General features: G+C 68.0%; 24 protein-coding genes and 1 tRNA gene. 8 read left to right on the top strand and 17 right to left on the bottom strand.

Annotated elements, in window-relative coordinates:
• Positions 1-2,267, bottom strand: a 2,267-nt coding sequence (locus ACILRF_RS05720) for a TonB-dependent receptor (RefSeq protein WP_395671312.1), incomplete at its 3' end; no start/stop codon positions are given.
• A 192-nt stretch (positions 2,268-2,459) separates the two neighbouring features.
• Positions 2,460-3,104 carry a TetR/AcrR family transcriptional regulator gene (locus ACILRF_RS05715; protein ID WP_395671311.1) on the bottom strand — a complete coding sequence of 215 codons (645 nt, stop codon included), beginning with the start codon at positions 3,102-3,104 and terminating at the stop codon, positions 2,460-2,462.
• A 245-nt stretch (positions 3,105-3,349) separates the two neighbouring features.
• On the opposite strand from ACILRF_RS05715, the gene ACILRF_RS05710 reads away from it, so the two are divergent.
• Complete coding sequence (locus ACILRF_RS05710; RefSeq protein WP_395671313.1) at positions 3,350-4,978, top strand: long-chain-fatty-acid--CoA ligase; 1,629 nt, start codon at positions 3,350-3,352, stop codon at positions 4,976-4,978.
• A gap of 239 nt (positions 4,979-5,217) precedes the next feature.
• On the opposite strand, the gene ACILRF_RS05705 is transcribed toward ACILRF_RS05710, so the two are convergent.
• The 3 genes from ACILRF_RS05705 to ACILRF_RS05695 form a co-directional block, all read right to left on the bottom strand.
• Entirely contained in the window at positions 5,218-5,658 is a 441-nt protein-coding gene (locus tag ACILRF_RS05705; RefSeq protein ID WP_395671310.1) for a hypothetical protein, read from the bottom strand.
• A complete protein-coding gene (locus ACILRF_RS05700; RefSeq protein WP_395671309.1) occupies positions 5,619-5,870 on the bottom strand; it encodes a recombinase family protein in 252 nt (83 codons plus the stop codon). The genes ACILRF_RS05705 and ACILRF_RS05700 overlap by 40 nt, the downstream gene beginning before the upstream one ends.
• 580 nt (positions 5,871-6,450) lie before the next feature.
• A tRNA-Met gene (locus ACILRF_RS05695) sits at positions 6,451-6,527 on the bottom strand.
• A 104-nt stretch (positions 6,528-6,631) separates the two neighbouring features.
• On the opposite strand from ACILRF_RS05695, the gene ACILRF_RS05690 reads away from it, so the two are divergent.
• Genes ACILRF_RS05690 through ACILRF_RS05680 form a run of 3 tightly spaced genes read left to right on the top strand, consistent with a single transcriptional unit; the run spans position 6,632 to position 10,607 of the window.
• Entirely contained in the window at positions 6,632-7,660 is a 1,029-nt protein-coding gene (locus ACILRF_RS05690) for a glycosyltransferase (RefSeq protein ID WP_395671308.1), read from the top strand.
• Complete coding sequence (gene asnB, locus ACILRF_RS05685) at positions 7,660-9,345, top strand: asparagine synthase (glutamine-hydrolyzing) (RefSeq protein ID WP_395671307.1); 1,686 nt, start codon at positions 7,660-7,662, stop codon at positions 9,343-9,345. The genes ACILRF_RS05690 and asnB overlap by 1 nt, the downstream gene beginning before the upstream one ends.
• Positions 9,345-10,607 carry a PQQ-dependent sugar dehydrogenase gene (locus ACILRF_RS05680; RefSeq protein WP_395671306.1) on the top strand — a complete coding sequence of 421 codons (1,263 nt, stop codon included), beginning with the start codon at positions 9,345-9,347 and terminating at the stop codon, positions 10,605-10,607. Before asnB ends, ACILRF_RS05680 begins: the two co-directional genes overlap by 1 nt.
• Before the next feature lie 61 nt (positions 10,608-10,668).
• Here the strand turns inward: ACILRF_RS05680 and ACILRF_RS05675 are convergent, their stop codons facing one another.
• The 11 genes from ACILRF_RS05675 to pobA form a co-directional block, all read right to left on the bottom strand.
• Positions 10,669-11,862, bottom strand: coding sequence for an MFS transporter (locus ACILRF_RS05675; protein ID WP_395671305.1), 1,194 nt, complete (start codon positions 11,860-11,862; stop codon positions 10,669-10,671).
• A gap of 96 nt (positions 11,863-11,958) precedes the next feature.
• On the bottom strand, positions 11,959-12,804 hold the full coding sequence (locus ACILRF_RS05670; protein ID WP_395671304.1) for a class III extradiol dioxygenase subunit beta: 846 nt from the start codon (positions 12,802-12,804) through the stop codon (positions 11,959-11,961).
• Complete coding sequence (gene ligA / locus ACILRF_RS05665; protein WP_395671303.1) at positions 12,804-13,190, bottom strand: protocatechuate 4,5-dioxygenase subunit alpha; 387 nt, start codon at positions 13,188-13,190, stop codon at positions 12,804-12,806. The genes ACILRF_RS05670 and ligA overlap by 1 nt, the downstream gene beginning before the upstream one ends.
• A 1-nt stretch (position 13,191) precedes the next feature.
• Entirely contained in the window at positions 13,192-14,094 is a 903-nt protein-coding gene (locus ACILRF_RS05660; RefSeq protein ID WP_395671302.1) for an amidohydrolase family protein, read from the bottom strand.
• A complete protein-coding gene (locus ACILRF_RS05655; protein ID WP_395671301.1) occupies positions 14,091-15,113 on the bottom strand; it encodes an amidohydrolase family protein in 1,023 nt (340 codons plus the stop codon). The genes ACILRF_RS05660 and ACILRF_RS05655 overlap by 4 nt, the downstream gene beginning before the upstream one ends.
• Positions 15,110-15,985: a DUF1932 domain-containing protein gene (locus tag ACILRF_RS05650; protein WP_395671300.1), complete on the bottom strand. Its 876-nt coding sequence runs from the start codon at positions 15,983-15,985 to the stop codon at positions 15,110-15,112. Before ACILRF_RS05650 ends, ACILRF_RS05655 begins: the two co-directional genes overlap by 4 nt.
• Positions 15,985-17,067, bottom strand: a complete 1,083-nt coding sequence (locus tag ACILRF_RS05645) for a 4-oxalomesaconate tautomerase (RefSeq protein ID WP_395671299.1) — start codon at positions 17,065-17,067, stop codon at positions 15,985-15,987. The genes ACILRF_RS05650 and ACILRF_RS05645 overlap by 1 nt, the downstream gene beginning before the upstream one ends.
• Positions 17,064-17,747: a 4-carboxy-4-hydroxy-2-oxoadipate aldolase/oxaloacetate decarboxylase gene (locus ACILRF_RS05640; protein ID WP_395671298.1), complete on the bottom strand. Its 684-nt coding sequence runs from the start codon at positions 17,745-17,747 to the stop codon at positions 17,064-17,066. Before ACILRF_RS05640 ends, ACILRF_RS05645 begins: the two co-directional genes overlap by 4 nt.
• Positions 17,744-18,739: an aldo/keto reductase gene (locus ACILRF_RS05635; protein ID WP_395671297.1), complete on the bottom strand. Its 996-nt coding sequence runs from the start codon at positions 18,737-18,739 to the stop codon at positions 17,744-17,746. Before ACILRF_RS05635 ends, ACILRF_RS05640 begins: the two co-directional genes overlap by 4 nt.
• A 10-nt stretch (positions 18,740-18,749) precedes the next feature.
• Positions 18,750-19,691 carry a Gfo/Idh/MocA family oxidoreductase gene (locus ACILRF_RS05630; protein WP_395671296.1) on the bottom strand — a complete coding sequence of 314 codons (942 nt, stop codon included), beginning with the start codon at positions 19,689-19,691 and terminating at the stop codon, positions 18,750-18,752.
• 17 nt (positions 19,692-19,708) lie between these two features.
• The gene (gene pobA, locus ACILRF_RS05625) at positions 19,709-20,908 is read right to left on the bottom strand and encodes a 4-hydroxybenzoate 3-monooxygenase (protein WP_395671295.1); all 1,200 of its coding nucleotides are present in this window, start codon (positions 20,906-20,908) and stop codon (positions 19,709-19,711) included.
• A gap of 129 nt (positions 20,909-21,037) precedes the next feature.
• On the opposite strand from pobA, the gene ACILRF_RS05620 reads away from it, so the two are divergent.
• The 4 genes from ACILRF_RS05620 to ACILRF_RS05605 all read left to right on the top strand — a co-directional run bounded on the left by ACILRF_RS05620 (position 21,038) and on the right by ACILRF_RS05605 (position 24,308).
• Complete coding sequence (locus ACILRF_RS05620; RefSeq protein ID WP_395671294.1) at positions 21,038-21,913, top strand: helix-turn-helix domain-containing protein; 876 nt, start codon at positions 21,038-21,040, stop codon at positions 21,911-21,913.
• 72 nt (positions 21,914-21,985) lie between these two features.
• The gene (locus ACILRF_RS05615; protein ID WP_395671293.1) at positions 21,986-22,369 is read left to right on the top strand and encodes a YciI family protein; all 384 of its coding nucleotides are present in this window, start codon (positions 21,986-21,988) and stop codon (positions 22,367-22,369) included.
• Positions 22,366-23,628, top strand: a complete 1,263-nt coding sequence (locus tag ACILRF_RS05610) for an RNA polymerase sigma factor (RefSeq protein WP_395671292.1) — start codon at positions 22,366-22,368, stop codon at positions 23,626-23,628. Before ACILRF_RS05615 ends, ACILRF_RS05610 begins: the two co-directional genes overlap by 4 nt.
• Before the next feature lie 11 nt (positions 23,629-23,639).
• The gene (locus ACILRF_RS05605) at positions 23,640-24,308 is read left to right on the top strand and encodes a YceI family protein (RefSeq protein ID WP_395671291.1); all 669 of its coding nucleotides are present in this window, start codon (positions 23,640-23,642) and stop codon (positions 24,306-24,308) included.
• Positions 24,309-24,312: 4 nt separating this feature from the next.
• On the opposite strand, the gene ACILRF_RS05600 is transcribed toward ACILRF_RS05605, so the two are convergent.
• On the bottom strand, positions 24,313-25,330 hold a 1,018-nt coding region (locus ACILRF_RS05600), incomplete at its 5' end, for a substrate-binding domain-containing protein (protein ID WP_395671290.1).

The following is a 25,330-nucleotide window of genomic DNA, read 5'->3' as shown; positions in this document are numbered from 1 at the left end:
GGCGTCGAGTCGGTCGCATTCTTCACGAACACCGACATGTCGAGGCCGTCCCGCTTCACGCCGGCGCGCAGATTGAGGAACTTCGTATCGGGATCGCGATAGAGAACGTTGCGAAGGTTGTAGGCCGAGTTCCGGGGATCCGTCTGGGCCGTTAGGCCATCGTTCGCCTGGCGATAGTCGAAGTCCGCGCGGACGTAGGAGTCGAGATCGCCCGGTCCAACGAATTCGTATTGAGCCGACAACGACACCGACCAGGGGTTACCGCCCAGGGTATGGCCCTTGGTGACAATGTCGGAGGTAGCCCCGGTCACACGAATGGACTTGGTGAACTCGACGTCGTTGTAACCGACCTGCGCGGTCAGGGTCAGGCCGGAGACCGGGACGAAGTCAGCCGCGACATCGAAGCCGCGGCTCCGGGCTTCGCCAAGATTGGCGAAGAAGGAGAACCCGCAACCCGGGACGCCGACCGAGCGGATGATGTTCTTCCAGTCGATCTGGTAGACGCTGGTCGCGACGCGAAGACGGTCGTCCGCGAAACGGTTCTTCGAGCCGATTTCGTAGCTCCAGACGCTATCGCTCTCGAACGTCCGCGGAGCCCCGCCGGAGTAGCCGATGGAGGCCAGGCCGCTGATGCACGCGGCCCCGACGGTCGGGAACCCGCGGTTCACCCCGCCGAGGCGGAAGCCCTTTGCAGCCGTCGCGTAGACGAGGTTCCGGTCGTCGAGTTCATAGGAAATCGTGAACTTCGGCGTGAGCGGCTTGGCCTCTTGCGTTCCTTGGTCAGCGCCAGGGCCGCCTTGGGTCGGACCGTTCCGGGTGGTTCGATATTCGAGCTCGTTCTTGGAATAGCGCAGACCGGCGGTGAGCGTCAGCCCGTCGATGACCCGCAGGTTCGCCTCGCCGAAGAGGGCGATTTGCTTGTCGAGGGTGACGAAGGTGTCGGTGTAGACGACGCCCCCGGGTAGGTAAGGCCGGCCATACGCTTGTTCCACAGGTCGACGAAGGACCTCGTGGAAATAGGGGTCCTGGAGGATCTGGAACGAGCTCTGGCGCGCTTCGGAATAGAAGCCGCCCACGACCCACGTGAGGCGAGCCTCACGATCGGTAGAACTAATCCGGACTTCCTGGGTCCAATTGTTCTGCTTATTCCCGAGCAAGCCGAGATCGAAGTAGCCGGGGATCGACAGGACGCCCGTCGGATCACGTCCGCCGCCGAAGGTGTTGTTCATATAGGCGGTGTAGTCGTACACGCCATCTTCGGTACGGAAGAAGTACGAGGTGTCGGAGACAATCGAAACCGCGCCCAGATCGAGCTGAGTCTTGATCGCGGGCAACACGAACCAATCCTCGTTCTGGCCCGCGACTCGCGTGCCGCTGCGATAATCACCGCTTCCCGGATTGGACAGCTGGCGATCACCCACGCGCAGCCAAGCTGCGGAAGAGTCGTGGGAGAAGAGGTTCTGATAGTAGACGGAGGGGGTGATCCGCAGCCGCTCGTCCGGTGCAAAGGTCAGAGCCGCTCGCACAACCTTGGTGTCGACCCAGTTGCTGTTGGCGGAGTTATTGATCTCCGTCGGGTAGGCAATCCGATCCACGAAGCCACCGTCCCGCCGCGCATAGGCGCTGACGCGGAAGCCAATCTTATCCGTGACGATTGGACCGCCCATCGCCGCGCCGAATTCGTAGGAAGCTGCGCCGCTCTTGGTGGCCGCAATTTCTGCACGGCCATAGACGGAGTAGTCCGTCAGGCTCGGCAACGGCGAAATGAAGCGAACCGTGCCCCCTTGCGAACCGGCGCCGAACAGCGTGCCCTGCGGACCGCGGAGGATTTCCACCCGCTCGAGGTCGAACACCGCGGGATAGGCATTGCCCGAGCTGTTGCCGATGGTCCGGACCTGGATCGGCGTGTCGTCGAGATAGATGCCGGTGGTCGAGGTGCCGGCGGTCGACGAAATCCCCCGGATCGAGATCTGGGTCTGTAGACCGAACGTAGAGCGCGAGAAGTTCACCCCCGGGGTCACCCGGGTGATATCGTCCACCCGCCGGATGCCGCGATCGTCGAGCGCTTCTTGCGTATAGGCCGCCACGCTGATCGGGACGCGGCTGAGCGCCTGGTCGGTCCGCGTCGCCGTGACGATGACTTCTTCGAGAACGCCTGCATCTGAAGAGCCTGAGACTTGCGCCGAAGCTGCGCCGGCGGCAGCCAGAGCGACCGCTCCTACAGCCGTCGCGTTCAAAAGAGCCAACATGCGCGTGTGCCGGATCATCTTGTTCCCCCGTTTATCGTTCGTTCAGCACCGCTAGGCGGTGGACGTGGGAATAAGAAACCAAACGACTGTTTGGTCAACTCTCAAATTCAACGCAGTCCCGCCAGCCTTCGCGTGAGAGGTCGGCACGGCCGGAAACGCGGAAAGTGTTATGGGAGAGTGAACACCGTGGGCTGACGCCCCCTGTGCGGCTTAGCTGCTGGATTCTGCCGACTGGTAGAATATCTCGAAGATTTGATCGGCCACTTCGACAGGAGCGAGACGCCCTTTGCGGTACCATGTAACGGCGTTATTCAGCAGAGTTAGGACGCTCAGTCGAAATATATTTCGATCCACCGACGGTTTCATCGGGAGAGACGTGACTAGATCCCGGAAATACTCTTCAAATGCATCGCGCTGAGCCACCAGCATTCTGTGAAGGTCAGGCGATACGAACGCGAGGTCGCCCATCAGGGGAACCGTCAGTGACTCGGGGTCGAGCTGGATGTCCAGGTGCGCGCGACAGATGGCGCGCAGCTTGAGCCACGGGTCCGTCTCCGTCGCTGCGGCTTCACGAAGGTGTCGGCCAGCAACCCGAAGGGCTTCGCCATGCACCTCGAGGAAGAGCTCTTCCTTGGACTTGGTGTGGTGGTAGAGCGATCCCCCTGTCAGGCCGACGACCTCTGCGATGTCCCGCATAGAGGTGGCGGTAAAGCCCTTACGCGCGAACAGCTCGGCGGCGGCAAGGAGAATGTCCCTCCGACGGTCGCCCATAAGGTGGGTAAAAAGGACGAGTTTCGGTCTGCGGTCTGCTAACGCGGACTTCGGGCGTCGCCGCTCTTTGGTCTGTGCCTTCACGAAGAGCCTTCAAGGAGAATTGGGGCGGCAATCCGCTGTGGTGTTTCTGCACGCTGCGAGGCTGCGCTGCAATGTCAGAAGGTCACTAGGATAGAGAAACCAAACAAACATTCGGTTGCTTCTCCGGCGGGCTCGCGGCTATGCGTCGCCCTAGAAGCCGGAATGGTCGCCGGGTTGCGGAATAGGTCCCGCGGCCTGATTAGAACCTTGTCCCGGCAAGCGGAGGAATTGGCATGTCGCAGGGTATTGTGGGCCTGATGCAGGATTGGCCGCTCACACTCGACCGCATCCTCGATCACGCCAAACGCTGGCACGGCGACCAGGAGATCGTGACGCGGTCCGTGGAAGGCCCCGTCGTCCGGACGAACTATGCGCAGGTGCATTCCCGCGCAAAGCAGGTCTCGAATGCGCTGGTCGCCCTCGGAATTTGCCCGGGGGATCGGATCGGGACGCTCGCCTGGAACACCCAACGGCATATCGAAGCCTGGTATGGGATCATGGGCATAGGGGCGGTCTGCCACACCCTAAATCCGCGCCTTTTTGCCGGACAACTCTGCGGGATCATCAACCACGCGGAAGATCGGATTATCCTCGTCGACCTGACGTTCGTCGACCTTCTTGCCCAGCTTCGAGATCGGCTGCCGACCGTCGAACATATCGTCGTTATGACGGATGAGGCGGGAATGCGCGGCGTCGAGATTCCCGGCGCGCTCTGCTACGAGACCCTTGTGGCCGCCCACTCCACCGACATTGAGTGGGGCGGCTTTGACGAGAACGCCGCCGCAGGCCTCTGCTACACATCCGGCACCACGGGAGACCCGAAGGGGGTGCTCTACTCCCATCGCTCCAACTTCCTCCACACGTGGGCCTCGCTGAGCGCCGACGTCTTCGGCATCGGAGCGCGCGACGTTGTCCTCCCGGTTGTCCCGATGTTCCACGCCAATGCCTGGGGCATCGCCTTCTCAGCGCCCGCGGTCGGCGCGAAGCTCGTCATGCCGGGTCCGAAGCTCGACGGCGAATCCATCCACGAACTCTTGGAAACTGAAGGCGTCACCTTCTCGGCAGCCGTACCGACGGTCTGGCAGATGCTGCTCGCCCATCTACGCGGCTCCGGTGGGACATTGAGCACGCTTAAGCGGGTCGTCATTGGGGGCTCGGCGGTGCCGGAAGGGATCATGCGCGCCTTCCGGGACGATTACGGCGTCGAGGTCGTCCACGCCTGGGGGATGACTGAGACCTCGCCGCTAGGGACGATCGCGACGCCGAACGGCACGATCGCCGCCATGTCGGACGAGGACCAGCTTCGCTACAGGCTGAAACAGGGGCGTCCCCCGCTCAGCGTCGATATGAAACTCGCCGATGATGACGGCCGACGGCTGCCCCATGACGGAAAGACGTTCGGCAAGCTCAAGGTCATGGGCCCGTATATCGCGCGGGGATACTTCAAGGCTGAGAACACGACGATCCTGGACGAAGAAGGTTTCTTCGACACCGGGGACGTGGCGACCATCGACGAACACGGATTCATGCACATTACGGATCGGGCAAAGGACGTCATCAAGTCCGGTGGCGAGTGGATCAGTTCGATCGAAATCGAGAACATCGCGGTCGGACACCCCAAGGCCGCGCTATGCGCCGTCATCGGCGTCGCTCACCCGAAATGGGACGAGCGCCCGCTCCTCCTGGTGAAACTCAAGGAGGGCGAAACGGCGTCCAAGGATGAATTCCTCGCTCATCTCCGAGGCCGGATCGCCAAATGGTGGGTGCCTGACGAGGTGCTGTTCGTGGACGACATCCCGCTAGGCGCGACGGGCAAGATCGACAAGAAGCTGATCCGCGAACGGATGAGAGGCTACGCGCTACCCGCGACCTGAGCCTGCAACTTCGACCTTCGCAAACATCTATCTGGCGAAAGCCTCAGAGGCGATGAACCCTTTCACGAGATCGCCGTCGAGGAAGCCGTCCGCCTGAGGGAGAAGGGCTTGGCCACCGCGGCCGCGCCGTATCACATCGCTTTGCCAGGACCGCGGTGGTGAGATCGAGGGCACGCGTCAGAGTCTGCTGACAGAGCACCCTGCGTGCGCTCGGTCTGCAAGAGTGGTTGCTGGGGGCGCTACGGCAACAACAGACCCGCATCACAATTCGCCGCCGCCTCTAACAGTCCCTGTTCGAGCGAGCCATCGATCACCGCCTCACGAGAGAGGAGACCATAGAACTCATCGAAATCGGATGAGAGTGCTTGTTCCGCGTCCGAGAAGATGACGGCGAAGGTGTCTTCGAAGCTCACCAAGTCTCGCCGGTTCACCGGAAAAACGACCCAAGCGTCGCCATTCGTCACGGCGCAGAAGCCAACGCCCCGCTTCCGCCCGTAATCGCGCGCCTGAAGAATGGCCTTCTTCAGGTCGCCCTTAACCCAAGAGCCCTTCAAGGCGGCCCGCCGGGACTGCGGAAGTTTCGAGAAGTCGATCTGAGCGCGCTTTGCTTCGATAAGGAGCGACGTCTGGGCGGTCGTGATCAGGTAGTCGAGGAAGAAGTCCGAGCCGTCTTCAGACACACGCTCCTCGTGTGTGAAGTCGGTCTTGTCCCATCGGGCATATCGAGGGCGACGAAATCGACGCCACGCTCAACCAAGCCGCTGAGGAAGTGAACGCTGCGCGAAAGGCGGTCGAGCTTCGCGATGCAGAGCTTCGCCCCGGTGAGATCGCACAGTTCCATTGCGGAGCGAAGCGCAGGGCGGTCATCTGCCTCAGCAAGAAGGAAGGTCACGGCTGCACCAACCGACGCACGCCGAACCGGGCCAAGGTGGAGAAGCGAATTCTCGAAGGTCTGCGAGAGCAGATGCTCTCGCCCGAAGCGACGGAGGCCTTTCTTCAGGAGTACGCCCGGGCCGCGAGAGAGCGGCTGGCCAACCTTGCCACCCTCAAAGCCCCATTGGTCCGGAGGCTCGGCGAGGTCGAGCGGCGCATCTCGCGGGCGGTCGAGGCTATCCTTGAAGGCATGGCGAGCGATGCTCTTAAGCAGAAGCTCAGCGCATTGGAGAGTGAAAAGCTCGACCTAGAGGGCCAACTCGCCAACGCGGAAGCCAAACCGGAGCCCATCGTCTTCCACCCAACTGCAGCGAAGCGCTATGCCGCGATGGTGGCCCAACTGGAAGCAAACCTCCCTGACGCAGCCCGAGGCGACACCGAGGCCGAGCGCCGTCTGAAGGATGCAGTGCGTGGGTTGGTGGACAGAGTGATTATCACACCGCTTTCCCAGGAGCGCGGTGGTGAGATCGAGATCACCATCGAGGGCACGCTTCAGAGTCTGCTGACAGAGCACCCTGCGTGCGCTCGGTCTGCAAGAGTGGTAGCTGGGGGCGGGATCGAACCGCCGACCTGTGGGTTATGAATCCACCGCTCTAACCATCTGAGCTACCCAGCCACGGGTCCGCGCGCCGGGGCGCGCGAGGCGCGGTTTATAGGGGCTGCGCACCGACGCTTCAAGCGGCTTGGGCGTTCGCCTTTCAGCCGCTACGTTCGCCGGCGATGAGCGTGCTCCATCTCCTCGGAACGGCGGGCGAAGGCGGGGCCGAAACCTACTTCGTCGACCTCGTCCGCGCCCTGGCCCAGCACGGCGTTTCCCAGGCCTGCGCCATCCGGCCGAACCCGACCCGTCAGGCCGCCCTGCAGGGCGCCGGCGTGGCGGTGGAGCCCCTGCCGTTCGGCGGCCTGCTCGATCCCTTGACCAAGGCCCGCGCCGCCGCTTTTGCCCGACGGCAGGGGACCCGCGTCGCCCTCGCCTGGATGAACCGTGCGGCGCGCCATACCCCGGCCGGGCCTTGGGCGCGGATCGGCCGGCTCGGCGGCTACTACAAGCTCAAGTACTACCGCGGCTTCGACCATCTGGTGGCCAACACCGAGGACATCGCAGACTGGGTCGTCGGCCAGGGCTGGCCGGCCGGCAAGGTCAGCTACATCCCGAACTTCGCGGCCGCGCCGCCGGACGCCGCCCCCGTCGCCCGCGCCAGTCTTGACACCCCGGAGGGCGTCCCCCTGCTCCTGTCGATGGGCCGCTTGCACGACGCCAAGGCGCACGACGTCACCCTGCAGGCGCTGACCGAGGTCCCTGACGCCTGGCTGTGGGTCGCCGGCGCCGGACCCTTGGAAGACAAGCTGAAGAGCCTGGCCCACGGCCTCGGGGTCCACAACCGCGTGCGCTTCCTCGGCTGGCGCACCGACGCCTCGGCGCTCTATCGCGCTGCCGATCTCTGCGTCTTCCCCTCCCGCTACGAGCCGCTTGGAAATGTGGTGATCCAGGCCTGGGCCCACGGCCTGCCGGTCGTGGCCGCCGCCAGCAAGGGGCCAGCCAGCCTGATCCGCGACGGCGATGACGGCCTGCTGGTCCCGATCGATGACGCCCCGGCCCTCGCCGCCGCCATTCGCCGGGCCCTGGCCGAGCCATTGCTGCGCGCCGGCCTGGCCCACCGCGGGCAGGCGCGGGTTGAGGGCCAGTTCTCGCCCGCCGCCGTGGTCGGGGCCTGGCGGACGTTGTTCGCCGACCACGGACTTTCCTGATGTGCGGCATCGCCGGCGAGCTCGGTCGCGGCGCGGCGGCGCCGGCGATGATCGCCGCGCTCCAGCACCGTGGCCCGGACGGCGTGCGGCTCGGCGCGGCCCCCGGGGCGGCTCTGGCGCATGCGCGTCTCTCGATCATCGACCTCGAATGCGGCTGGCAGCCGCTCAGCGCCGCCGGCGCGACGGTCGTCGGCAACGGCGAGATCTACAACTACCGGGAACTGACGCGCGATCACGGGCTGGCGGGCGCGCTCGCCACCGGATCGGACTTCGAGCCGCTGCTGCACCTTTACGCACGCGAGGGCCCGGCCGCCTTCGGACGCCTGCGCGGCATGTACGCTTTCTGCCTGGTCGGGGGCGATGGTCGCACCTGGCTGACGCGCGATCCGTTCGGAATCAAACCGCTCTATCTGCTTGAACATGACGCCGGCCTTGCCTTCGCCTCCGAACCGCGCGCCTTCTTCGCCGCCGGCCTGCTGACGCCGCAGGTCGACCGGCAGGCGGCCGACGAGCTGCTCGGCTTGAACTACACGCTCGGGACCCGCGCCACCTTCCAGGGCCTGCGCCGCCTCGCGCCCGGCGAGGTGCTGGAGGTGTGCGACGGCCGGGTTGTCAGCGAGACGCGGACGCCCGCCCTGCCCGCCCGCCGCGCCGCGTCGCGCGGCGACGAGGCGGTCCTGTTGGCTCAGCTCGACGCGGTGCTGGAGGACAGCGTCGGCGTCCATCAGCGCTCCGACGTCCCCTACGGCTTGTTCCTGTCCGGCGGCGTCGATTCCGCGGCTGTGGCCACCGTGATGTCGCGCCTCAACCCCCGGCCGGTGACCGCCTTCACCTGCGGCTTCGACGCCGAAGGCGCCGCCGACGAGCGCGCCCAGGCCGAGCGCGTGGCCCGGGCCCTCGACCTCGACTGGCGCGAGACCCGGTTCGGCGAGGCCGACTTCTGGCGGGTGTTGCCCGAGGCCGCCTGGGCCCTCGACGATCCCACCGCCGACTACGCCGTCCTGCCGACCTGGAAGCTCGCCGAGGCGGCGCGGGCCGATCTCACCGTGGTCTTGACCGGCGAAGGCGGCGACGAGCTGTTCGGGGGCTACGGCCGATATCGCCGCGCGCTGCGACCCGCCTGGTTGGGCGGCCGGCCGGCCGAGCCGCGCGGGGCGAGCGCCGCCGCCCTTGCAAGCTGGCGCGCTGAAGCCGGGCCGCCCGCCGGCCTGACCCGGCTGCAGCGGGCGCAATGGGCCGACGTCGCGACCTGGCTGCCGAACGACCTGCTGCTCAAGCTCGACCGCTGCCTGATGGCTCATGGGCTGGAGGGCCGCACGCCGTTCCTCGATCCCGCCGTCGCCGATTTCGCCTTCACCCTGCCCGACCGGTTCAAGGTCCGCGGCCGCTACGGCAAGTGGCTGCTGCGCCGCTGGCTGGAGCGCGCCTGTCCCGCCGCCGCGCCCTGGGCCCGCAAACAGGGCTTCACCGTGCCCGTCGAGGCCTGGATCGCTCCGCGCGCCGCCGACATCGCGCCGCGGCTGGCGGGGGTCGCGACGTTGCGCGCCCTGCGGCCGGATGCGGCCGAGGCTTTCGCCGCCGGACGGGACCGCTGGCCGTTGCTCTTCTTCGCCGTCTGGGCGTTGATCCACCTGGAGGGCGCCTCGCCGTCGGAGGCCCTCCAAGCCGTCGCCGGGAGACCCTGATGCAGAAGCTGTTCCTGACCACCGCGCTCGCGCTCGCCCTCGCCGCCTGCAACAGCAGCGAGAGGAAGACCGCCGCGGCGGAGGCTCCCGCCAGCACCCCGGCCGTCCCCAGCGGCCCACCGGTCCAGACCGGACCGCCCAACGCCAAGAACCAGCAGCCCGCCTTCGCCGGCCAGACCCGCGCGCCCGAGCAGAAGCTCAACGTCGTCTACCAGGTCAGCGACTACGTCACTGGCATCGAGAGCCCCTGGGGCATCGAGTTCCTGCCCGGCGGCGCCCTCTTGATCAGCGAGAAGCCCGGCCGCCTGCGACTGTTCCAGAACGGCCAGCTCTCCGCCCCGATCACCGGCCTGCCGAAAGTCGACACCCGCGGCCAGGGCGGCCTCCTCGACGTGGCGGTCGCACCCGACTACGCCACCAGCGGCCTGATCTACTGGTCGTTCGCCCAGACCGCGCCAGGCGGCAAGACCAACACCGCCGTCGGTCGCGGCAAGCTCGTCACCGCCGCCGGCCAGGCGCCACGCCTCGAGAACGTGCAGGTGATCTGGCGCCAGCAGCCGAGCTGGGAATCGGACATGCACTATGGCTCGCGCCTGGCCTTCGCGCCGGACGGCAAGCTGTTCGTCACCACCGGCGAGCGTTCCGTCGAGACCGGCCGCGCCCAGGCCCGCAACCCGGCCATGGCCCTGGGCAAGGTCGTGCGGCTCAATCCCGACGGCTCGATCCCGGCCGACAATCCGTACGTCGGCAAGCAGGGCGCCCTGCCTGAGATCTGGTCGATCGGCCACCGCAACGTCCAGGCCGCGGCGATCAACCCGGCGACCGGCGAGCTGTGGGAGATCGAGCATGGCGCCAACGGCGGCGATGAGATCAACATCGCCCGCAAAGGCCGGGACTACGGCTGGCCGACCGCCGCCTACGGTGTCGAGTACAGCGGCAAAATCATCGGCACGGGCGCGACCCAGGCCCCGGGCACGGAACAGCCGCTCTACTACTGGGATCCGGTGATCGCCCCGTCCGGCATGATCTTCTATCAGGCGAGTCTGTTCCCGGCCTGGAAGGGCAGCGTGTTCGTCGGCGGCATGGGCGTCCAGCGGCTCGTGCGCCTGACCCTCAACGGCGAGCGCGTGGTGGGCGAGGAGCGCCTGCTGGAGGAGGTTGGCGAGCGCATTCGCGACGTCACCGTCGGCCCGGACGGGGCGATCTACGTCGCTACCGACAACCCGGAAGGCCGCATCCTGCGCATCGCGCCGCGCGGCTGACCGATCTAGGAAAGTCGAGGGCCCGGCGGTCACGAAGCCGCCGGGCCTTTTTCCTTGCGCGTCAGTCGGCGCGTTGGCGGTTCAGGGCGCCGAGCAGCAGGATCGCCACGCCGGCGACGACAACGACCGGCGCCATGAACATCAGCACTTGGTCGGCGCTGTAACCCGCCTGACGCAGGTCGCCGGCGATCAACGGCCCGGCGATCGAGCCGAGGCGGCCGATGCCGACCGCCGCCCCGGCGCCGGCCGCGCGGACATGCGGCGGATAGAGGGCCGGCGCGACGGCGTAGAGCGAATACTGGGCCCCCAGGACCAGGAAGCCGGCGAGACCCGACAGGATCAGCACCGGGCTCAGCCCGACCGCCTGGCCGAGGCCGAGCATCACCACCGCCAGCAGGGCGTAGGTGATGACCAGCGGCCAGCGGAAGCCCGCGCGGTCGACGAAGAAGCCGAGCATCAGGGCGCCGGCGATGCTGGTCAGGTTGAACGCTAGCGAGGCGGCGGCGCCGTCGGCGGCGGTCAGGCCCTTGTCGATGACCAGGGTCGGGAGCCAGTTCAGCAGCAGGTAGAGCACGATCAGTGTCAGCACAAAGGCCAGCCACAGCAGCACGGTGCTAAGCCCCCGACCCTCGCCGAACAGAGTGCGCATCATGCCGCGCTCCAGGCTCTTGTCCTGTTCGGGGCGGGTCTCGGGCAGGAAGAAGAAGATCACCGGCAGCAGCAGGATCGGCAGCACGCCGCCGATCATGAAGATCGTCCGCCAGTCGAGCTCCGGCGCGAACCGAGCCAGCAGGGCGACGCAGGCGCCGCCGGCCGGCATGCCGCAGAACATGGTGGTCACCGTCGCCGCGCGCCGGTTCGGCGGGCTGATCTCGGTGGCCACGGCAATCAGGTTGGGCATGGCGCCGCCGAAGCCTAGGCCGGTGATCAGCCGGGCTAGCAGCATGTGGTTGAAGTCGTGGGTCAGGGCGGTGATCACCGAGAACACCCCGAACGCCGCGACCGAGCCGAGCAGCACCGGCTTGCGGCCAACACGGTCGGCGAGCCAGCCCCCACCGATGGCGCCGAGCACCAGGCCGATCATCGCCGCGCTGGCCGCGTGGCCGATCTGCGAGGGGTTGAGGCCGAACTCCGGAGCCAGCTTCGAGACCGAAACCCCGAACGCCTGGATGTCGTAGCCTTCAAGCGCGGCGATGAAGAAGCAGATGAGTACGATCAGCCCTGCGCTCGCATGGCCCTTTTGCGTCTGTGTCAAAACGCGCCTCCCCGACCTGTCAGGCGACCAAAGCTTGAGCGCCTTTGTAAGCATTCTATACAGTTTCGGAGAAACTAGGCCAGAGCCCGGAATGGCTCAGCCGAGGGCGTTCTCCAGCACCAGATGGCCGACCGCCGTGTTCGACGCAGGCACGTGATAAAAGCGGTGGGCGACCGTCACCTTCTCGTCCAACGCACCGCGCATGATCAGCCACATGACGAGTTCGATGCCCTCGGACCCCGCCTCGCGCACGTAGTCGAGATGGGGCACGGCCGCCTGGCCGGCCGGGTCGTCGATCAGCCGGTCGAGGAAGGCGTTGTCGAACTCGCGGTTGATCAGGCCGGCCCGCGGCCCCTGAAGCTGGTGGCTCATGCCGCCGGTGCCGAACACCACCACCTTCAGGTCCTCGGGGAAGCTTTCCACCGCCCTGCGGATCGCCTTGCCAAGGTTGTAACAGCGGTTGCCGCTCGGCGGCGGATACTGCACCACGTTCACCGCCAGCGGGATCACCTGACACGGCCACTCGGCGGGCTGGCCGAACAGCAGCGACAGCGGCACGGTCAGGCCGTGGTCGACGTCCATCCTGTTGACGATGGTCATGTCGAAGTCGTCCTGGATCAGCTTCTCGGCCAGATGCCAGGCGAGGGCCGGATGCCCCTTCACCACCGGGACGGGCCGCGGCCCCCACCCCTCGTCGGCCGGCTGGAATTCGTCCGCACAGCCGATGGCGAAGGTCGGTATCAGCTCCAGCGAGAACGCCGAGGCATGGTCGTTGTAGACCAGGATGACGACGTCCGGCTTCTCCTCGGCGATCCACCTCTTGGAGGCCTCATAGCCGGCGAACACCGGCTGCCAGTACGGCTCGCCGGCCTTGCCGTTATCCAGCGCGGCGCCGATGGCGGGGACATGGCTGGTGGCGACGCCTGCGGTGATGTGAGCCATCAGCCTTGCTCCTTCTTGGAGCGGTTGCCCTCGATGGAGCGGCCGCCCTTCAGCATCATCTCGGCGTATTCCGGCTGGGTGACGCCGCTCATGATCGCAGCGATCTGCTGGAACGACAGGCCGTCGGTCGCCGCGATCTTCGAGGTGAAATAGATGTTCCCACCCTGAGCGATCATGCCGTTCCAGTCGCGGTCCAGCACCGCCTGTTTCTGGCTCTCGGTCATCGGCCATTTGTCGAGATAGGCGCGCTCGTCGGCTTTGAACGCCGCGCGGTTCTCGGCCTTCATCAGCGACATGCAGAACTGATTGAGGTGGAAGCCCGCACGGCTCTGCTCGGCGTCGAACAGCACCGTGCCGGGAATGTCGTGATAGGGCTTTTCGGTCATATCAATCCGCCCAGTAGAGGCGCATGGGGTTATCGACGAGGAGCTTGCGCTGCAGCTCGGCCGTCGGGGCGATGTGGGGGATGAAGTCGACCAGCTGCCCCTCGTCCGGGGTGTGGGTCTTCATATTCGGGTGCGGCCAGTCGGTGCCCCACAGCACCCGGTCCGGGAACGCCTCGACCACGCGCCGTCCGAAGGGGATGACGTCCGAATAATGCGGCGGGCCTTCCTTCGACAGCCGTTCGGGGCAGGTCACCTTGCACCAGATGTCCTCGCGGGCGGCCATGAAGGCCATGAAGCGGTCGAACAGCGGGCTGTCGGCCCCCTGCGCCACGTCCGGCGTGCCCATGTGGTCGACGACCAGCGGGGCCGGCAGGGCGAGGAAGAAGTCGGAGAGCTCCTCGAGCTCCGCCGCCTCGAAATAGATCACGATGTGCCAGCCGAGCGGCGCGATCCGCGCGGCGATCTCCTGCAACTCGGCGCCCGGCAGGCGATCGACCAGCCGCTTGACGAAGTTGAAGCGCACGCCGCGCACCCCGCCCTTGTGCAGACGGCGCAGCTCCTCGTCGGTGACGTCGCGCTTGACCGTCGCCACGCCGCGGGCCCGGCCGTCCGAATGGGCGATGGCGTCGAGCAGGGCGCGGTTGTCGGCGCCGTGGCAGGTCGCCTGGACGATGACATTGCGCGTAAAGCCGAGATAGTCGCGCAGGCGGAACAGGTCCTCCTTGGTCCCGTCGCACGGCGTGTACTTGCGGCTCGGCGCATAGGGGAAGACGTCGCCCGGGCCGAACACGTGGCAGTGGGCGTCCACCGCGCCCGGCGGCGGCGTGAAGCGCGGCTTGGCCGGCGACGGGTGCCAGACCCGCCAGCCGAAATCCATGACGAAGGCGGGGCCCTGCTCGCTCATCGGCCCTGCCCCTTCAAGATGGCATCGAGCCGCGGATAGACGCGCCGCGCATTACCCTCGAACACCTTGGCCTTGTCCTCGGCCGAGATCGGCAGGGCGTCGACGTAGCGCTTGGTGTCGTCGAAGTAGTTGCCCGTCTCCGGATCGATGCCGCGCACAGCCCCGACCATCTCCGAGCCGAACAGGATGTTGTCGACGTCGATCACCTTGAACAGCAGGTCGATCCCCGGCTGGTGATAGACGCAGGTATCGAAGAACACGTTTCGCATCACGTGGTCGCGCAGCGCCGGCTTCTTGAGCATGTCGGCCAGCCCCCGGTAGCGGCCCCAGTGGTAGGGGACCGCGCCGCCGCCGTGCGGGATGATGAACCGCAGCGTCGGGAAGTCCTTGAACAGGTCGCCCTCAAGAAACTGCATGAAGGCCGTGGTGTCGGCGTTGATGTAGTGCGCGCCGGTGGCGTGGAAGTTGTGGTTGCAGGAGCCCGAGACGTGGACCATGGCCGGCACGTCCAGCTCGACCATCTTTTCGAAGAACGGATACCAGGAGCGCGCCGTCAGCGGGTCGCTGGTCCAATGGCCGCCCGACGGGTCCGGGTTCAGGTTGCAGCCGATGAAGCCGAGTTCGTTCACACAGCGCTCGAGCTCGGCGATTGAGTTCTCGATCGACACGCCCGGCGACTGCGGCAGCTGGCAGACCCCGGCGAAGGTCTCGGGGAACAGGTCGACCACCCGCTTGATCAGGTCGTTGCAGCGGCGCGTCCACGCCTTGCTGACCGCCTCGTCGCCGACGTGGTGGGCCATGGTCGAGGCGCGCGGCGAGAAGATGGTGAAGTCGGCGCCCCGTTCCTTGATCAGGCGCAGCTGGTTCTTCTCGATCGTCTCGCGAATTTCGTCGTCCGAGATGTCCGGATAGGCCGGATCGACGTCGCCGCCGGCCTTGAAGGCGGCCTTCTGGGCCTCGCGCCAGTCGTCGTGCGGCGCGGGCGCGGTGGTGTAGTGGCCGTGGCAATCGATGATCACGGGCGTCCCCAAAGGTCTGAATTGATGGCGTCGAGCATGGCGGCGAGGTCGTCGGAGATCGCGCCCCTGTAATGCGCGGCCCAGTCCTGCCGCTCGCCGATCGCCTGGCTCATGGTCGGCGGCAGGCCTGCCTCGGCGACGGTGCGGGCGGCCTCGCGCATTTCCTCGGCCCGGCGGGCTCCGTGCTCCAAGGCGCGGGAGATCATGTAATGAGCCGTGCCGTTCCAGTCCGGCAGCGGCAGGAGGTTCGACAGGCTGTCCAGCACCACCCGCTCGACGCCGTAGTGGCGCGCCGCCAGCAGGCTCTCCGTCAACAGCGCCTCGATCCCCTTGATCATTACCGAGCGGCAGAGCTTGGTCGCCGCGGCCCTACCGACGACTTCGGAATAGGCCTCTGCTCCCGCGAAGCCGAGGCCTTCGGCGAACGTCAGGAACTCATCGATGTGCGGCCCGCCCAGCAGCATCGGCGCTGCGATCCGCTTTGGATGGATCGGACTCATCACCGCGGCCTCGACATAGCGGCCGCCGGCGGCGTGGATCGCCTCGGCCGAGGCGATCTTCTGGCTCGGCGAGCAGGAGTTGAGGTCGAGGAAAAAGGCGTCCTTCGCCATCCCCTCGCCCGCCGACTGCGCGGCCTCCAGGTCCCGCGCCGCCGTCACCGCGCTGATCACCAGTCCGGCCCCGCGCACCGCGTCCGCCGCGCTCGAGCCGGCCCGCACCTCAAGCCGCGACAGCGCTCGGCTCGGCCCCGACCCCGCATCGGCCAACAGCAGGTCCCAAACCGCGATCTCGGCCTTCCCCGCCAAATCCTCGGCCAGTGTCTGCCCGACCTCGCCGAAGCCGATCAGGGCGATGCGCGGCAGGGTGCTCATCAGCCCGCCCACACGGCGGCCGGCACATAGACCTCGCCGCGCATCAGCCGGCGAGCGGTGCGCAGCAGCGCCGCGCGTCGGACCTTCAACCCATCCCCTTCCATCGCCACATCCATGGCGACGGTGAAGAAGCCGGTCGGATGCTCGACCTCGATGGACGCGGTGTCGGCGACCATGGCGATCCCCTCGGCCACCGAGCCCGGCAGGACGCAGGCGGTGGCGACGCTGACCGCGCCGAACACGCCGATCGCCTCGTGCACCCGGTGCGGAATGAAGTTGCGGGTGCACACCGCGCCGCCGTGCTGGGCGGGTGCGATCAGGCACATCTTCGGCACCGTCTTCTTTGCGACGTCGCCGAGGCTCATGCGCGGGCCGATCTGCAGGCGGATGGCCTCGACGCGGCCCTTCAGCTCGGCGTCGGCCTCGAGTTCTTCCGGCGTCTCATAGCCGGTCTTGCCGAAGTCGGCGGCGCGCATCACAACGACCGGCATGCCGTTGTCGATGGCGGTCAGCTCGATCCCGTCGACGACATCCCGCGCCGATCCCGTCGGGAGCAACGCGCCGCAACTTGATCCGGCGACGTCCAGGAAATCGATCGGGATCGGCGCCGCCGTCCCCGGCACGCCGTCGATCCGCGCCTCGCCGTCATAGCGAACCTGACCGCCGGGGGTCTCGATGGCCGCCACCGCCAGGCTCCTGGTGTTGAGCATGTTGATGCGGACCTCGGTCACGCCGTCCCTGGCCGCGACCAGGCCTTCCTCGATCGCGAACGGGCCGACCCCGGCCAGCAGGTTGCCGCAGTTCTGGCCCGCGTCGATCCGCGCCTCGTCCACCACCGCCTGCAGGAACAGGTAGTCGACGTCGGCGTCGGGATGTGTCGACGGGCCGACCACCGCGATCTTGCTGGTGAGTGGATGGGCGCCGCCCATGCCGTCGATCTGGCGCGGGTCCGGCGATCCCATGGCGGCGAGCAGCACCGCATCGCGCGCCGCGACGTCGGCGGGCAGGTCCTCGAGGCGGAAATAGAGACCCTTGGAGGTCCCGCCGCGCATCACCGTGCAGGGGATCGCCCGCTGGTTCACGGCGCTTCGTCCACCCAGCGCAAGCCCTTCTCCGCCAGACGCTCGCGCATCTTGTAGATGTCGAGACCGAGCTCGCCGGCCTGCAGGCGGGCGCGCTTATCGCCCTCGTTCTCTTCGCGCTTTCGCGCCTGCTCAGCGACGTCGGCCGCCTCCTCGCGGCGGACTACGCAGACCCCGTCGTCGTCGGCCACGATCACATCGCCCGGATTGACCAGGGCGCCGGCGCAGACCAGCGGCAGGTTCACGTTGCCGACCGTCTCCTTGATTGTGCCCTGGGCGAAGATCGCCTTCGACCACACGGGGAAGCCCATTTCCGTCAGCACCGCCACGTCGCGGACGCCGGCGTCCATGATCAGGCCGCGCACGCCGTGCGCCATCAGCGAGGTCGCCAGCAGGTCGCCGAAGAAGCCGTCCTCGCAGGGGCTGGACGGCGCCACCACCAGCACGTCGCCGGGATTGCACTGCTCGACCGCGACGTGGATCATCCAGTTGTCACCGGGGGAAACCTGGCAGGTCACGGCCGAGCCGGAGATCGACGCGGGGCGGTAGATCGGCCGCATATAGGACGCCAGCAGGCCCTTGCGGCCCTGCGCCTCGTGCACGGTTGCGACGCCGTACTTGCCGAGCGCGTCGACGACGGCGCTCTCGGCGCGTTTGATGTTGCGGACGCACAGGCTCATGCGGGCAGCTCCTCGGTGTCGATTTCCGCCTGGGTCGCGGCGTTGTAGCGCGGACCTTCGACGGTCCGCGGATTGATCAGCTCGTCCAGCTTCGCCAGCGTGGCGGCGTCCAGCGTCACAGCGTCGGCCCCGGCGTTCTCTTCCAGGTGGTCGAGGCGCGTGGTGCCGGGGATCGGGATCACGTCCTCGCCCCGCGACAGCACCCAGGCCAGCGCCGCCTGGGCCGGCGTGCAGCCGGCCTCGCGCGCCGCGGCGATGAAGCCGTTCAGTAGGGCCCGGTTGTGGGCGAACGCCGCGCCCTGGAAACGCGGCATGAAGGTGCGGATGTCCCCATGCGGCAGGGCGGCGGCGTCCATCACCCCCCCGGCCAGGAAGCCGCGCGCCAGCGGGCTGAACGCCACGAAGGCCGTGCCCAGTTCACGGCAGGCGTCCAGCACCGCCACCTCGGGATTGCGGGTCCACAGCGAATACTCGCTCTGCACGGCGGCAATCGGATGGACGGCGTGCGCGCGGCGGAGGGTGTCGGCCGAGACTTCCGACAGGCCCAGGGTCCGCACCTTGCCCTCGGCGACCAGGTCAGCCAGCGCGCCGACGCTGTCCTCGATGGGCACGTCCCGGTCCCAGCGGTGTAGGTAATAGAGGTCGATGACCTCGGTCTTCAGGCGGCGCAGGCTGTCCTCGCAGGTGCGCTTCAGTGTCTCCGGCCGCCCGTCGATCTCACGCTTGCCGTCGGCGCCCTTGAACATGCCGCACTTGGACGCCAGGACGTATTCGCCCCGCCGCCCCGCCAGCGCATCGCCGACCAGGGTCTCGTTGGCGCCGAACCCGTAGAGCGCGGCGGTGTCGAGGAAGGTGTAGCCCAGGTCGAGGGCGCGGTTCAGCAGGCGCGCCCCCTCGTCCGCCGGCGGCGGCGCGCCGTAGGCGTGGCTCAGGCTCATGCAGCCCAGGCCGACGGCCGAGACCGCGAAGGGACCGAGGCGACGGGTGCGCATGCGGACGCTCCTAGAGCAGGCTCTTTTCGATGACGTCGAGGGCGCGGTAGGCGGGCAGCACCTGGGCGAACGAGGCGTTCGGCTCACGGCCCTCGCGGATGGCGGCGAAGAACTCGCGGTCCTGCAGCTCGATGCCGTTCATCGACACGTCGACCGTGGAGACGTCGATCGGCTGTTCCTTGCCGTCCACCAGGTCGTCGTAGCGGGCGATGTAGGTGCCGTTGTCGCAGATGTAGCGGAAGAAGGTCCCCAGCGGCCCGTCGTTGTTGAACGACAGGCTGAGCGTGCAGATCGCGCCGGACTTGGTCTTCATCTGGATCGACATGTCCATGGCGATCCCCAGCTCCGGGTGGATCGGTCCCTGGACGGCGCGGGCGACGACGATCTCCTCCCCGGTCTGGTAGGCGAACAGGTCCACCGTGTGCGCCGCGTGGTGCCACAGCAGATGGTCGGTCCAGCTGCGCGCCTGGCCGAGCGCGTTCAGGTTCTTGCGGCGGAAGAAGTAGGTCTGGACGTCCATCTGCTGGATCGCCAGTTCGCCGGCCTGGATCTTCTTGTGCACGTACTGGTGCGAGGGGTTGAACCGGCGAGTGTGGCCGGCCATCGCCACCAGGCCGCTCGTTTTCGCAGCTTCGGTGATCTTCTCGGCGTCGGCCAGGTTGTCGGCCATCGGGATCTCGACCTGCACATGCTTGCCGGCCTCCAGGCACTGGAGCGCCTGAGCGGCGTGCATCTGGGTCGGAGTGGCCAGGATCGCCGCCTCGACGCCCGGCTGGGCGAGGGCCTCGCCGAGGTCCTGGGTCCAGTGCGGAATCCTGAACCGCTCGGCAACGTCGCGCGTGGAGTCGGCGCTGCCCCCGGCCAGGCTCACGACCTCGATGTCGGGGATGTTGGCGATCGCTTCGAGGTGCTTGATCCCGAAGGCGCCTTGACCGGCGAGAACGATCTTCATGGCTTTCTACGTCCCTTCTAAGCCTTCGCGAGCGGGAGCCCGACATAGTTTTCAGCCAGCGTCGTCTGCGCCGCCCGCGAGCTGCGGATATAGGCCAGCTCGGCGAGCTGCATGCGGCGGTCGAAGCCGTCCATGGTGGGGAAGCGGTGGGTCAGGCCGGTGAACCACCAGGAGAACCGCTCGGCCTTCCAGACCCGGGCCAGCGCTCGTTGCGAATAGCCGTCGATGCCGGCGGCCGAGCCGGCGCGGTAGACGTCGATCAGCCCCTCGGCCAGCATGGTCACGTCGGTGACGGCCAGGTTCATGCCCTTGGCGCCGGTCGGTGGGACGATGTGGGCGGCGTCGCCGCACAGGAAGAGGGCGCCGTAGCGCATCGGCTCGGTCACGAAGCTGCGCAGCGGGGCGATGCTCTTTTCGAATGACGGGCCGCGGGTCACCCTGGCGCCGGCCGGCCCCAGGCGCAGGCACAGTTCGTCCCAGAAGCGGTCGTCCGGCCATGCCTCGAGTTCATCGTCGAGCGAACATTGGATGTAGTACCGGCTGCGGGTCAGCGAACGCATGCTGGCCAGGGCGAAGCCGTTCTCGTGGTTCGAGTAGATCAGCTCGTGGTCGCAAGGCGGCACGTCCGCCAGCACGCCCAGCCAGCCGAACGGATAGACCCGCTCGAAGGTGCGCAGGACGTCGTCCGGAATGCTCGGCCGGCTGACCCCGTGATAGCCGTCGCAGCCGGCGATGAAGTCGCAGTCGAGCCGGCGCTCGGCCCCGTCCTTGCGGAAGGTGACGTAGGGCTTGGATCCGGCGATCTCGTGCAGGGCGACGTCCTCGGCGTCCCAGACGATCTGCACGCCGCGGTCCTCGGCGGCGTCGAAGAGGTCCTTCATCACCTCCTGCTGGCCGTAGACGGTGACCGTCTTGCCGCCGGTCAGCTCGGCCATGTCGACGCGGAAGATCTCGCCGTCGTAGGCGAGGTTGGTGCCGGTGTGGACGAGGCCTTCAGCGCGCAGCCGGGCGTCGAGGCCGAGCTCGGTCATCAGGTCGACGGCGACCTGCTCGACAACGCCGGCCCGAACCCGGCCCTCGACGTACTCGCGATCCTTCCGCTCCAGCACCACGGCGTCGATGCCGGCCTTGCGGAGCAGGTGGGCCAGGAACATGCCCGCGGGGCCGGCGCCGACGATGGCGACCTGGGTGCGGGTCGGGATCGGATTGTCTGCCACGGCCATCTCCCTTATCGCCGCTACAATAGGCCCCGCGCCCGCGCTTTGGATGGATGGGCGGCCCCTAAACTTGGACTTTTCGCCCACTGCGGGGTTGCCCTCGCCGGCCGCCGGTGAGAAGCATCGCCCATGGCCGGCGACCTCATCCCCCGCTTCTTCCTCTATGGCGAAGCTCCGCGCGCGGTCGGCGACCGGTATCTACACTTGGAGGCTCTGGACGACCGCACGCGGCCGGCCAACTGGAACATTCGCCCCCACGCTCACTCCAACCTCAGCCACGTCTTTGTCATCGCCGCCGGGGGTGGAACGATGCGGGCCGACGGCCAGACGGAGGCCTTCCAGGCGCCCTGCCTGATGATCGTGCCGTCGGGCGTCGTCCACGGGTTCAGCTTTCTGGAAGAAACCCACGGCTCGGTGCTGACCATCTCCGACGCCTACCTGCAGGACCTGCTGCGCCGCGACCCGGCCCTGCAGCGGGCCTTCGCGGCGGCCCGTCCGCTGCCGACGCCAGACGCCGACCTCTTCGGGCGCCTTCTGGAGCGGCTGGCGCGCGAACTCGGCTGGACCGCCCCGGGCCACGCGGCGGCGGTCGAGGCCCTGCTCGTCACCCTCGCGGTGGAGATCCTGCGCCTCACACACCACGCCGAGGAGGTCGAGCCGCCCCGCGCCGGCGCGCCGGCCGCCCTGGTCGCGCGCTTCCGCGAACTAGTCGAGGCCCGCTATCGCGAGCAGACCCGGGTCGAAGCCTACGCCGACCTCCTGGGCGTGAACGCCAAGCGGCTGCGCGGCGCCTGCCTGCGCATCGCCGGCGCCACGCCAGGCCGCATCATCCAGGACCGCCTGCTGCTCGAGGCCAAGCGGCTGATGCTCTATTCGAACATGACGGTGGCCGAGGCCGCCTACTACCTCGGCTTCGACGATCCGGCCTATTTCACCCGCGTGTTCACCAAGCGCTGCGGCCAGCCTCCGCGCGCCTTCCGCAACGGCGCCGCCGTCGCCGCCTGACGCAAAAAAACTCGCGCCGGTGTCGGGCCGGGGCATAGTCGGCCGTCCTGGTGGGAAGAAAGGCCGCGCCCGATGCTCTACGCCATCCTCTGCTACAACGACGAAGCCGCCGTCAGCGCCTGGACCAAGGCCGAGGATGACGCCTGCATGGAGCGGCTGATGGTCGTCCAGCAGGGCCTAGCCCGCCAGGGCAAGCTCGGCCCCGTCGCCCGGCTCCTGCCGACGACCGCCGCCACCACCCTGCGCAAGGGCCGTGAGGAACTGGTCATCGACGGACCGTTCGCCGAGACCAAGGAACAGCTCCTCGGCTTCTACATCGTCGATGTCGCCTCGCTGGACGAGGCCCTCGACATCGCCCGCGACCTCGCCAAGGCCAACGGCTCGGGCGGCTGCTACGAGCTGCGCCCGGTCGGCATCTTCAATCCCGCCGCCGCTATTGCCGCTGAGCCGGCATGAGCCTCGACCCGGCCTGGATCGAAGCGGCCGTCACCGCCGCACGGCCCCAGGCCATGGGCGCCCTGCTGCGCTACTTCCGCGACCTCGACATCGCGGAGGAGGCGTTCCAGGAGGCCTGCCTTCGGGCGCTGAAGTCCTGGCCGGCTAACGGCCCGCCGCGCGACCCGGCCGCCTGGCTGATTATGGTCGGCCGCAACGCCGCCCTCGACGGGGTCCGCAAGGCCGCCCGCAACCAGGAACTGCCTGACGAGGCCCGCCTATCCGACCTCGATGACGTCGAGGCGCCGATGGCCGACCGCCTGGACGGCGCCGATTATCGCGACGACGTCCTGCGGCTGCTGTTCATCTGCTGCCACCCCGACCTGCCAGCCGGCCAGCAGATCGCGCTAGCCCTGCGGATCGTCTCGGGCCTGACCGTCCGCCAGATCGCCCGCGCCTTCCTGGTCTCAGAAGCGGCGATGGAGCAGCGGATCACCCGGGCCAAGCGCGTGGTGGGCGCCGCCGACGTGCCGTTCGAGACCCCCGGCGCGATCGAGCGCGCCGAACGCGTCGGGGCCGTCGCGGCGATGATCTACCTCGTCTTCAACGAAGGCTATTCGGCCGGCGCCACGCCGGAGCGGGCCCAGCTCTGCGAGGAAGCGATCCGCCTCGCCCGCCTGCTGCTGCGCCTCTTCCAGACCGAACCGGAGATCATGGGTCTTGCTGCCCTGATGCTGCTCCAACACGCCCGCGCCGCCGCCCGCTTCGACGCCGCCGGCGAGGTCATCCTGCTCGACGATCAGGACCGCGCGCTGTGGGACGGCAAGTTGATCGCCGAGGGCCTCGCCCTGATGGACAAGGCCATGCGCCATGGCCGGCCCGGCCCCTACCAGGCCCAGGCCGCCATCGCCGCCTTACATGCCCGCGCCGGCAGACCCGAAGACACCGACTGGGCGCAGATCGACCAGCTCTACGGCGCCCTGGAGCGCATGCAGCCCTCGCCGGTCGTCACCCTCAACCGCGCTGTGGCGGTCATGAAGGTGCGCGGCCCCGAAGCAGCGCTGGAGATGATCGAGCCGCTGGCCGAGCGACTGTCCGGCTATTTCCACTTCTTTGGCTTCAAGGGCGCGCTGATGCTGCAGCTCGGCCGCGAGCGTGAGGCCCGCGTCGCCTTCGATCAGGCGATCGCCCTGGCCAACACCGCCGCCGAGGCGGCGCACATCCGCAAGCACCTCGACAAGCTGATCGAGGACGCCGCGCCCAGCGCCGGCGCCGCCTGATAGGGACGACCATGAGACCAATTTTCGCCGCCGCCGCCGTCGCCGCCGCCCTTGCGGCCTGCTCGAAGCCGCCGGAGACCACCGAGGCCGCTGCGCCGAAGACGGCCCAACCGCCGGCGGCCGCGCCCGTCACCACGCCCGCCGGCGTCTACGCCCTCGATCCATCGCATACTTCGGTGACCTTCGAGGTGCGCCATATCGGACTGACCAACTTCACCGCCGGCTTCGACAAGGTGTCGGGCGAGCTGAAGTTCGACCCTGCCAACCCCGCGGCTATGACCGTCAGCGCCGAGCTGGCCGTCGCCTCGCTCGACCTGCCGGCCCCGCCCGCAGGGTTCCATGATGAGCTGATGGGGCCGGTCTGGTTCAACGCCGCCGCTCACCCGACAATCCGCTTCCGCTCGAGCCGGGTCGAGCCGACCGGCGCCCGCACGGCACGGGTGACCGGCGACCTGACGCTACGCGGCGTCACCCGTCCGATCGTCCTGGAGGTCCGCTACAACGGCGGCTACCCCAAGGGCGCCGTCGACCCCGGCGCCGACCGCATCGGCTTCTCCGCCCAAGGGGTGGTGAAGCGCTCCGAGTTCGGCATGGCCATCGGCGTGCCGGCGCCCGGGTCGGACATCGGCGTCGGCGACGAGGTGAAGGTGCGAATCGAAACCGAGTTTGCTCGCGGCTGACCCTTCAGCCCTTCGGGGCCGGCATCGGCGTCAGCGCCTGAGCCGCCGCCTTCTGCGCGTCGTGTTCGGCCGGGGGCAGGGCGATCAGGCCGCGCTGCTGCAGGTAGCCGCCGCGTCCAGCGGCCGCGTCAGAAACGAAGGCGTTGACGTATTCGCGCAAGCCCGGTGTCACGCCGATGTTGGCCTTCTTGACGTAGATGTAGAGCGAGCGCGACAGTGGATAGGCGCCGCTGGAGATCGTCTCGAACGACGGCGCCACGCCTTCGACCGTCGCGGCCTTGACCCGGTCCATGTTGTTCTCGAGGAACGAGTAACCGAAGACGCCCAGGGCGTTCGGGGTCTTCTCCAGGGTCTGAACGATGGCGTTGTCGTTCTCGCCGGCGTCGACCCAGGCGCCGTCGCGGCGCAGGGTGTGGGACCGCTCCTTGAAGCCGTTCTCGTCGGACTTCTTCAGCGCCGCCATGGCCGGCAGCTTCTCCGCGCCCTTCTCCATCGCCAGTTCGACGAAGGCGTCGCGCGTGCCGGAGGTCGGCGGCGGGCCGTAGACGAGGATGCGCTGATCGGGCAGCCCGGGCGAGGCCGCGGCCCAGGCGCCAGCGGCGTTGGCCGCGAAGCCTGCGCCCTGCGGCAGTTCGGCGGCCAAAGCCCGGTAGATCTGCTCGCGCGTGATCGTGAAGGTCGGCGAGGCCTTGGCGTTGGCCAGAACGATGCCGTCATAGCCGATCTTGAGCTCGACGATCTCGGTGACGCCGGCAGACTGACAGGCGTCCCACTCCGACTTCTTCATCGCCCGCGAGGCGGTGGCGATGTCGGGGAAGCCCGCGCCTGTGCCGCTGCAGAACAGCTTGATTCCGCCGCCGGTGCCCAGGCTCTCGACCTTGGCGGCCGCGCCCCCGGTGGTTCGGGCCACCGTCTCGGCGACCCGGGTCGCGAACGGGAAGACGGTCGAGGAGCCGGCCGCCCAAACCTGGCTGCGGCCGGCGCCGCCGCTCGTCCCGCCGGCTTGGCCGCCGCCCTGCCCG

It is taken from the genome of Phenylobacterium sp. (genome assembly GCF_044236515.1).
GTDB lineage: Bacteria > Pseudomonadota > Alphaproteobacteria > Caulobacterales > Caulobacteraceae > Phenylobacterium.
This window is presented reverse-complemented; position numbering and strand designations above follow the sequence as displayed.

Bases quoted from the DNA above. Each gene is read 5' to 3' on its own strand.
- ACILRF_RS05630 (WP_395671296.1), bottom strand. From the start codon at position 19,691: ATGAAGATCGTTCTCGCCGGTCAAGGCGCCTTCGGGATCAAGCACCTC.
- ACILRF_RS05620 (WP_395671294.1), top strand. From the start codon at position 21,038: ATGGCCGGCGACCTCATCCCCCGCTTCTTCCTCTATGGCGAAGCTCCG.
- ACILRF_RS05670 (WP_395671304.1), bottom strand. From the start codon at position 12,804: ATGGCTCACATCACCGCAGGCGTCGCCACCAGCCATGTCCCCGCCATC.
- ACILRF_RS05650 (WP_395671300.1), bottom strand. From the start codon at position 15,985: ATGAGCACCCTGCCGCGCATCGCCCTGATCGGCTTCGGCGAGGTCGGG.
- ACILRF_RS05605 (WP_395671291.1), top strand. From the start codon at position 23,640: ATGAGACCAATTTTCGCCGCCGCCGCCGTCGCCGCCGCCCTTGCGGCC.
- ACILRF_RS05680 (WP_395671306.1), top strand. From the start codon at position 9,345: ATGCAGAAGCTGTTCCTGACCACCGCGCTCGCGCTCGCCCTCGCCGCC.
- ACILRF_RS05660 (WP_395671302.1), bottom strand. From the start codon at position 14,094: ATGAGCGAGCAGGGCCCCGCCTTCGTCATGGATTTCGGCTGGCGGGTC.
- ACILRF_RS05635 (WP_395671297.1), bottom strand. From the start codon at position 18,739: ATGCGCACCCGTCGCCTCGGTCCCTTCGCGGTCTCGGCCGTCGGCCTG.
- asnB (WP_395671307.1), top strand. From the start codon at position 7,660: ATGTGCGGCATCGCCGGCGAGCTCGGTCGCGGCGCGGCGGCGCCGGCG.
- ACILRF_RS05615 (WP_395671293.1), top strand. From the start codon at position 21,986: ATGCTCTACGCCATCCTCTGCTACAACGACGAAGCCGCCGTCAGCGCC.
- ligA (WP_395671303.1), bottom strand. From the start codon at position 13,190: ATGACCGAAAAGCCCTATCACGACATTCCCGGCACGGTGCTGTTCGAC.
- ACILRF_RS05610 (WP_395671292.1), top strand. From the start codon at position 22,366: ATGAGCCTCGACCCGGCCTGGATCGAAGCGGCCGTCACCGCCGCACGG.
- ACILRF_RS05690 (WP_395671308.1), top strand. From the start codon at position 6,632: ATGAGCGTGCTCCATCTCCTCGGAACGGCGGGCGAAGGCGGGGCCGAA.
- ACILRF_RS05640 (WP_395671298.1), bottom strand. From the start codon at position 17,747: ATGAGCCTGTGCGTCCGCAACATCAAACGCGCCGAGAGCGCCGTCGTC.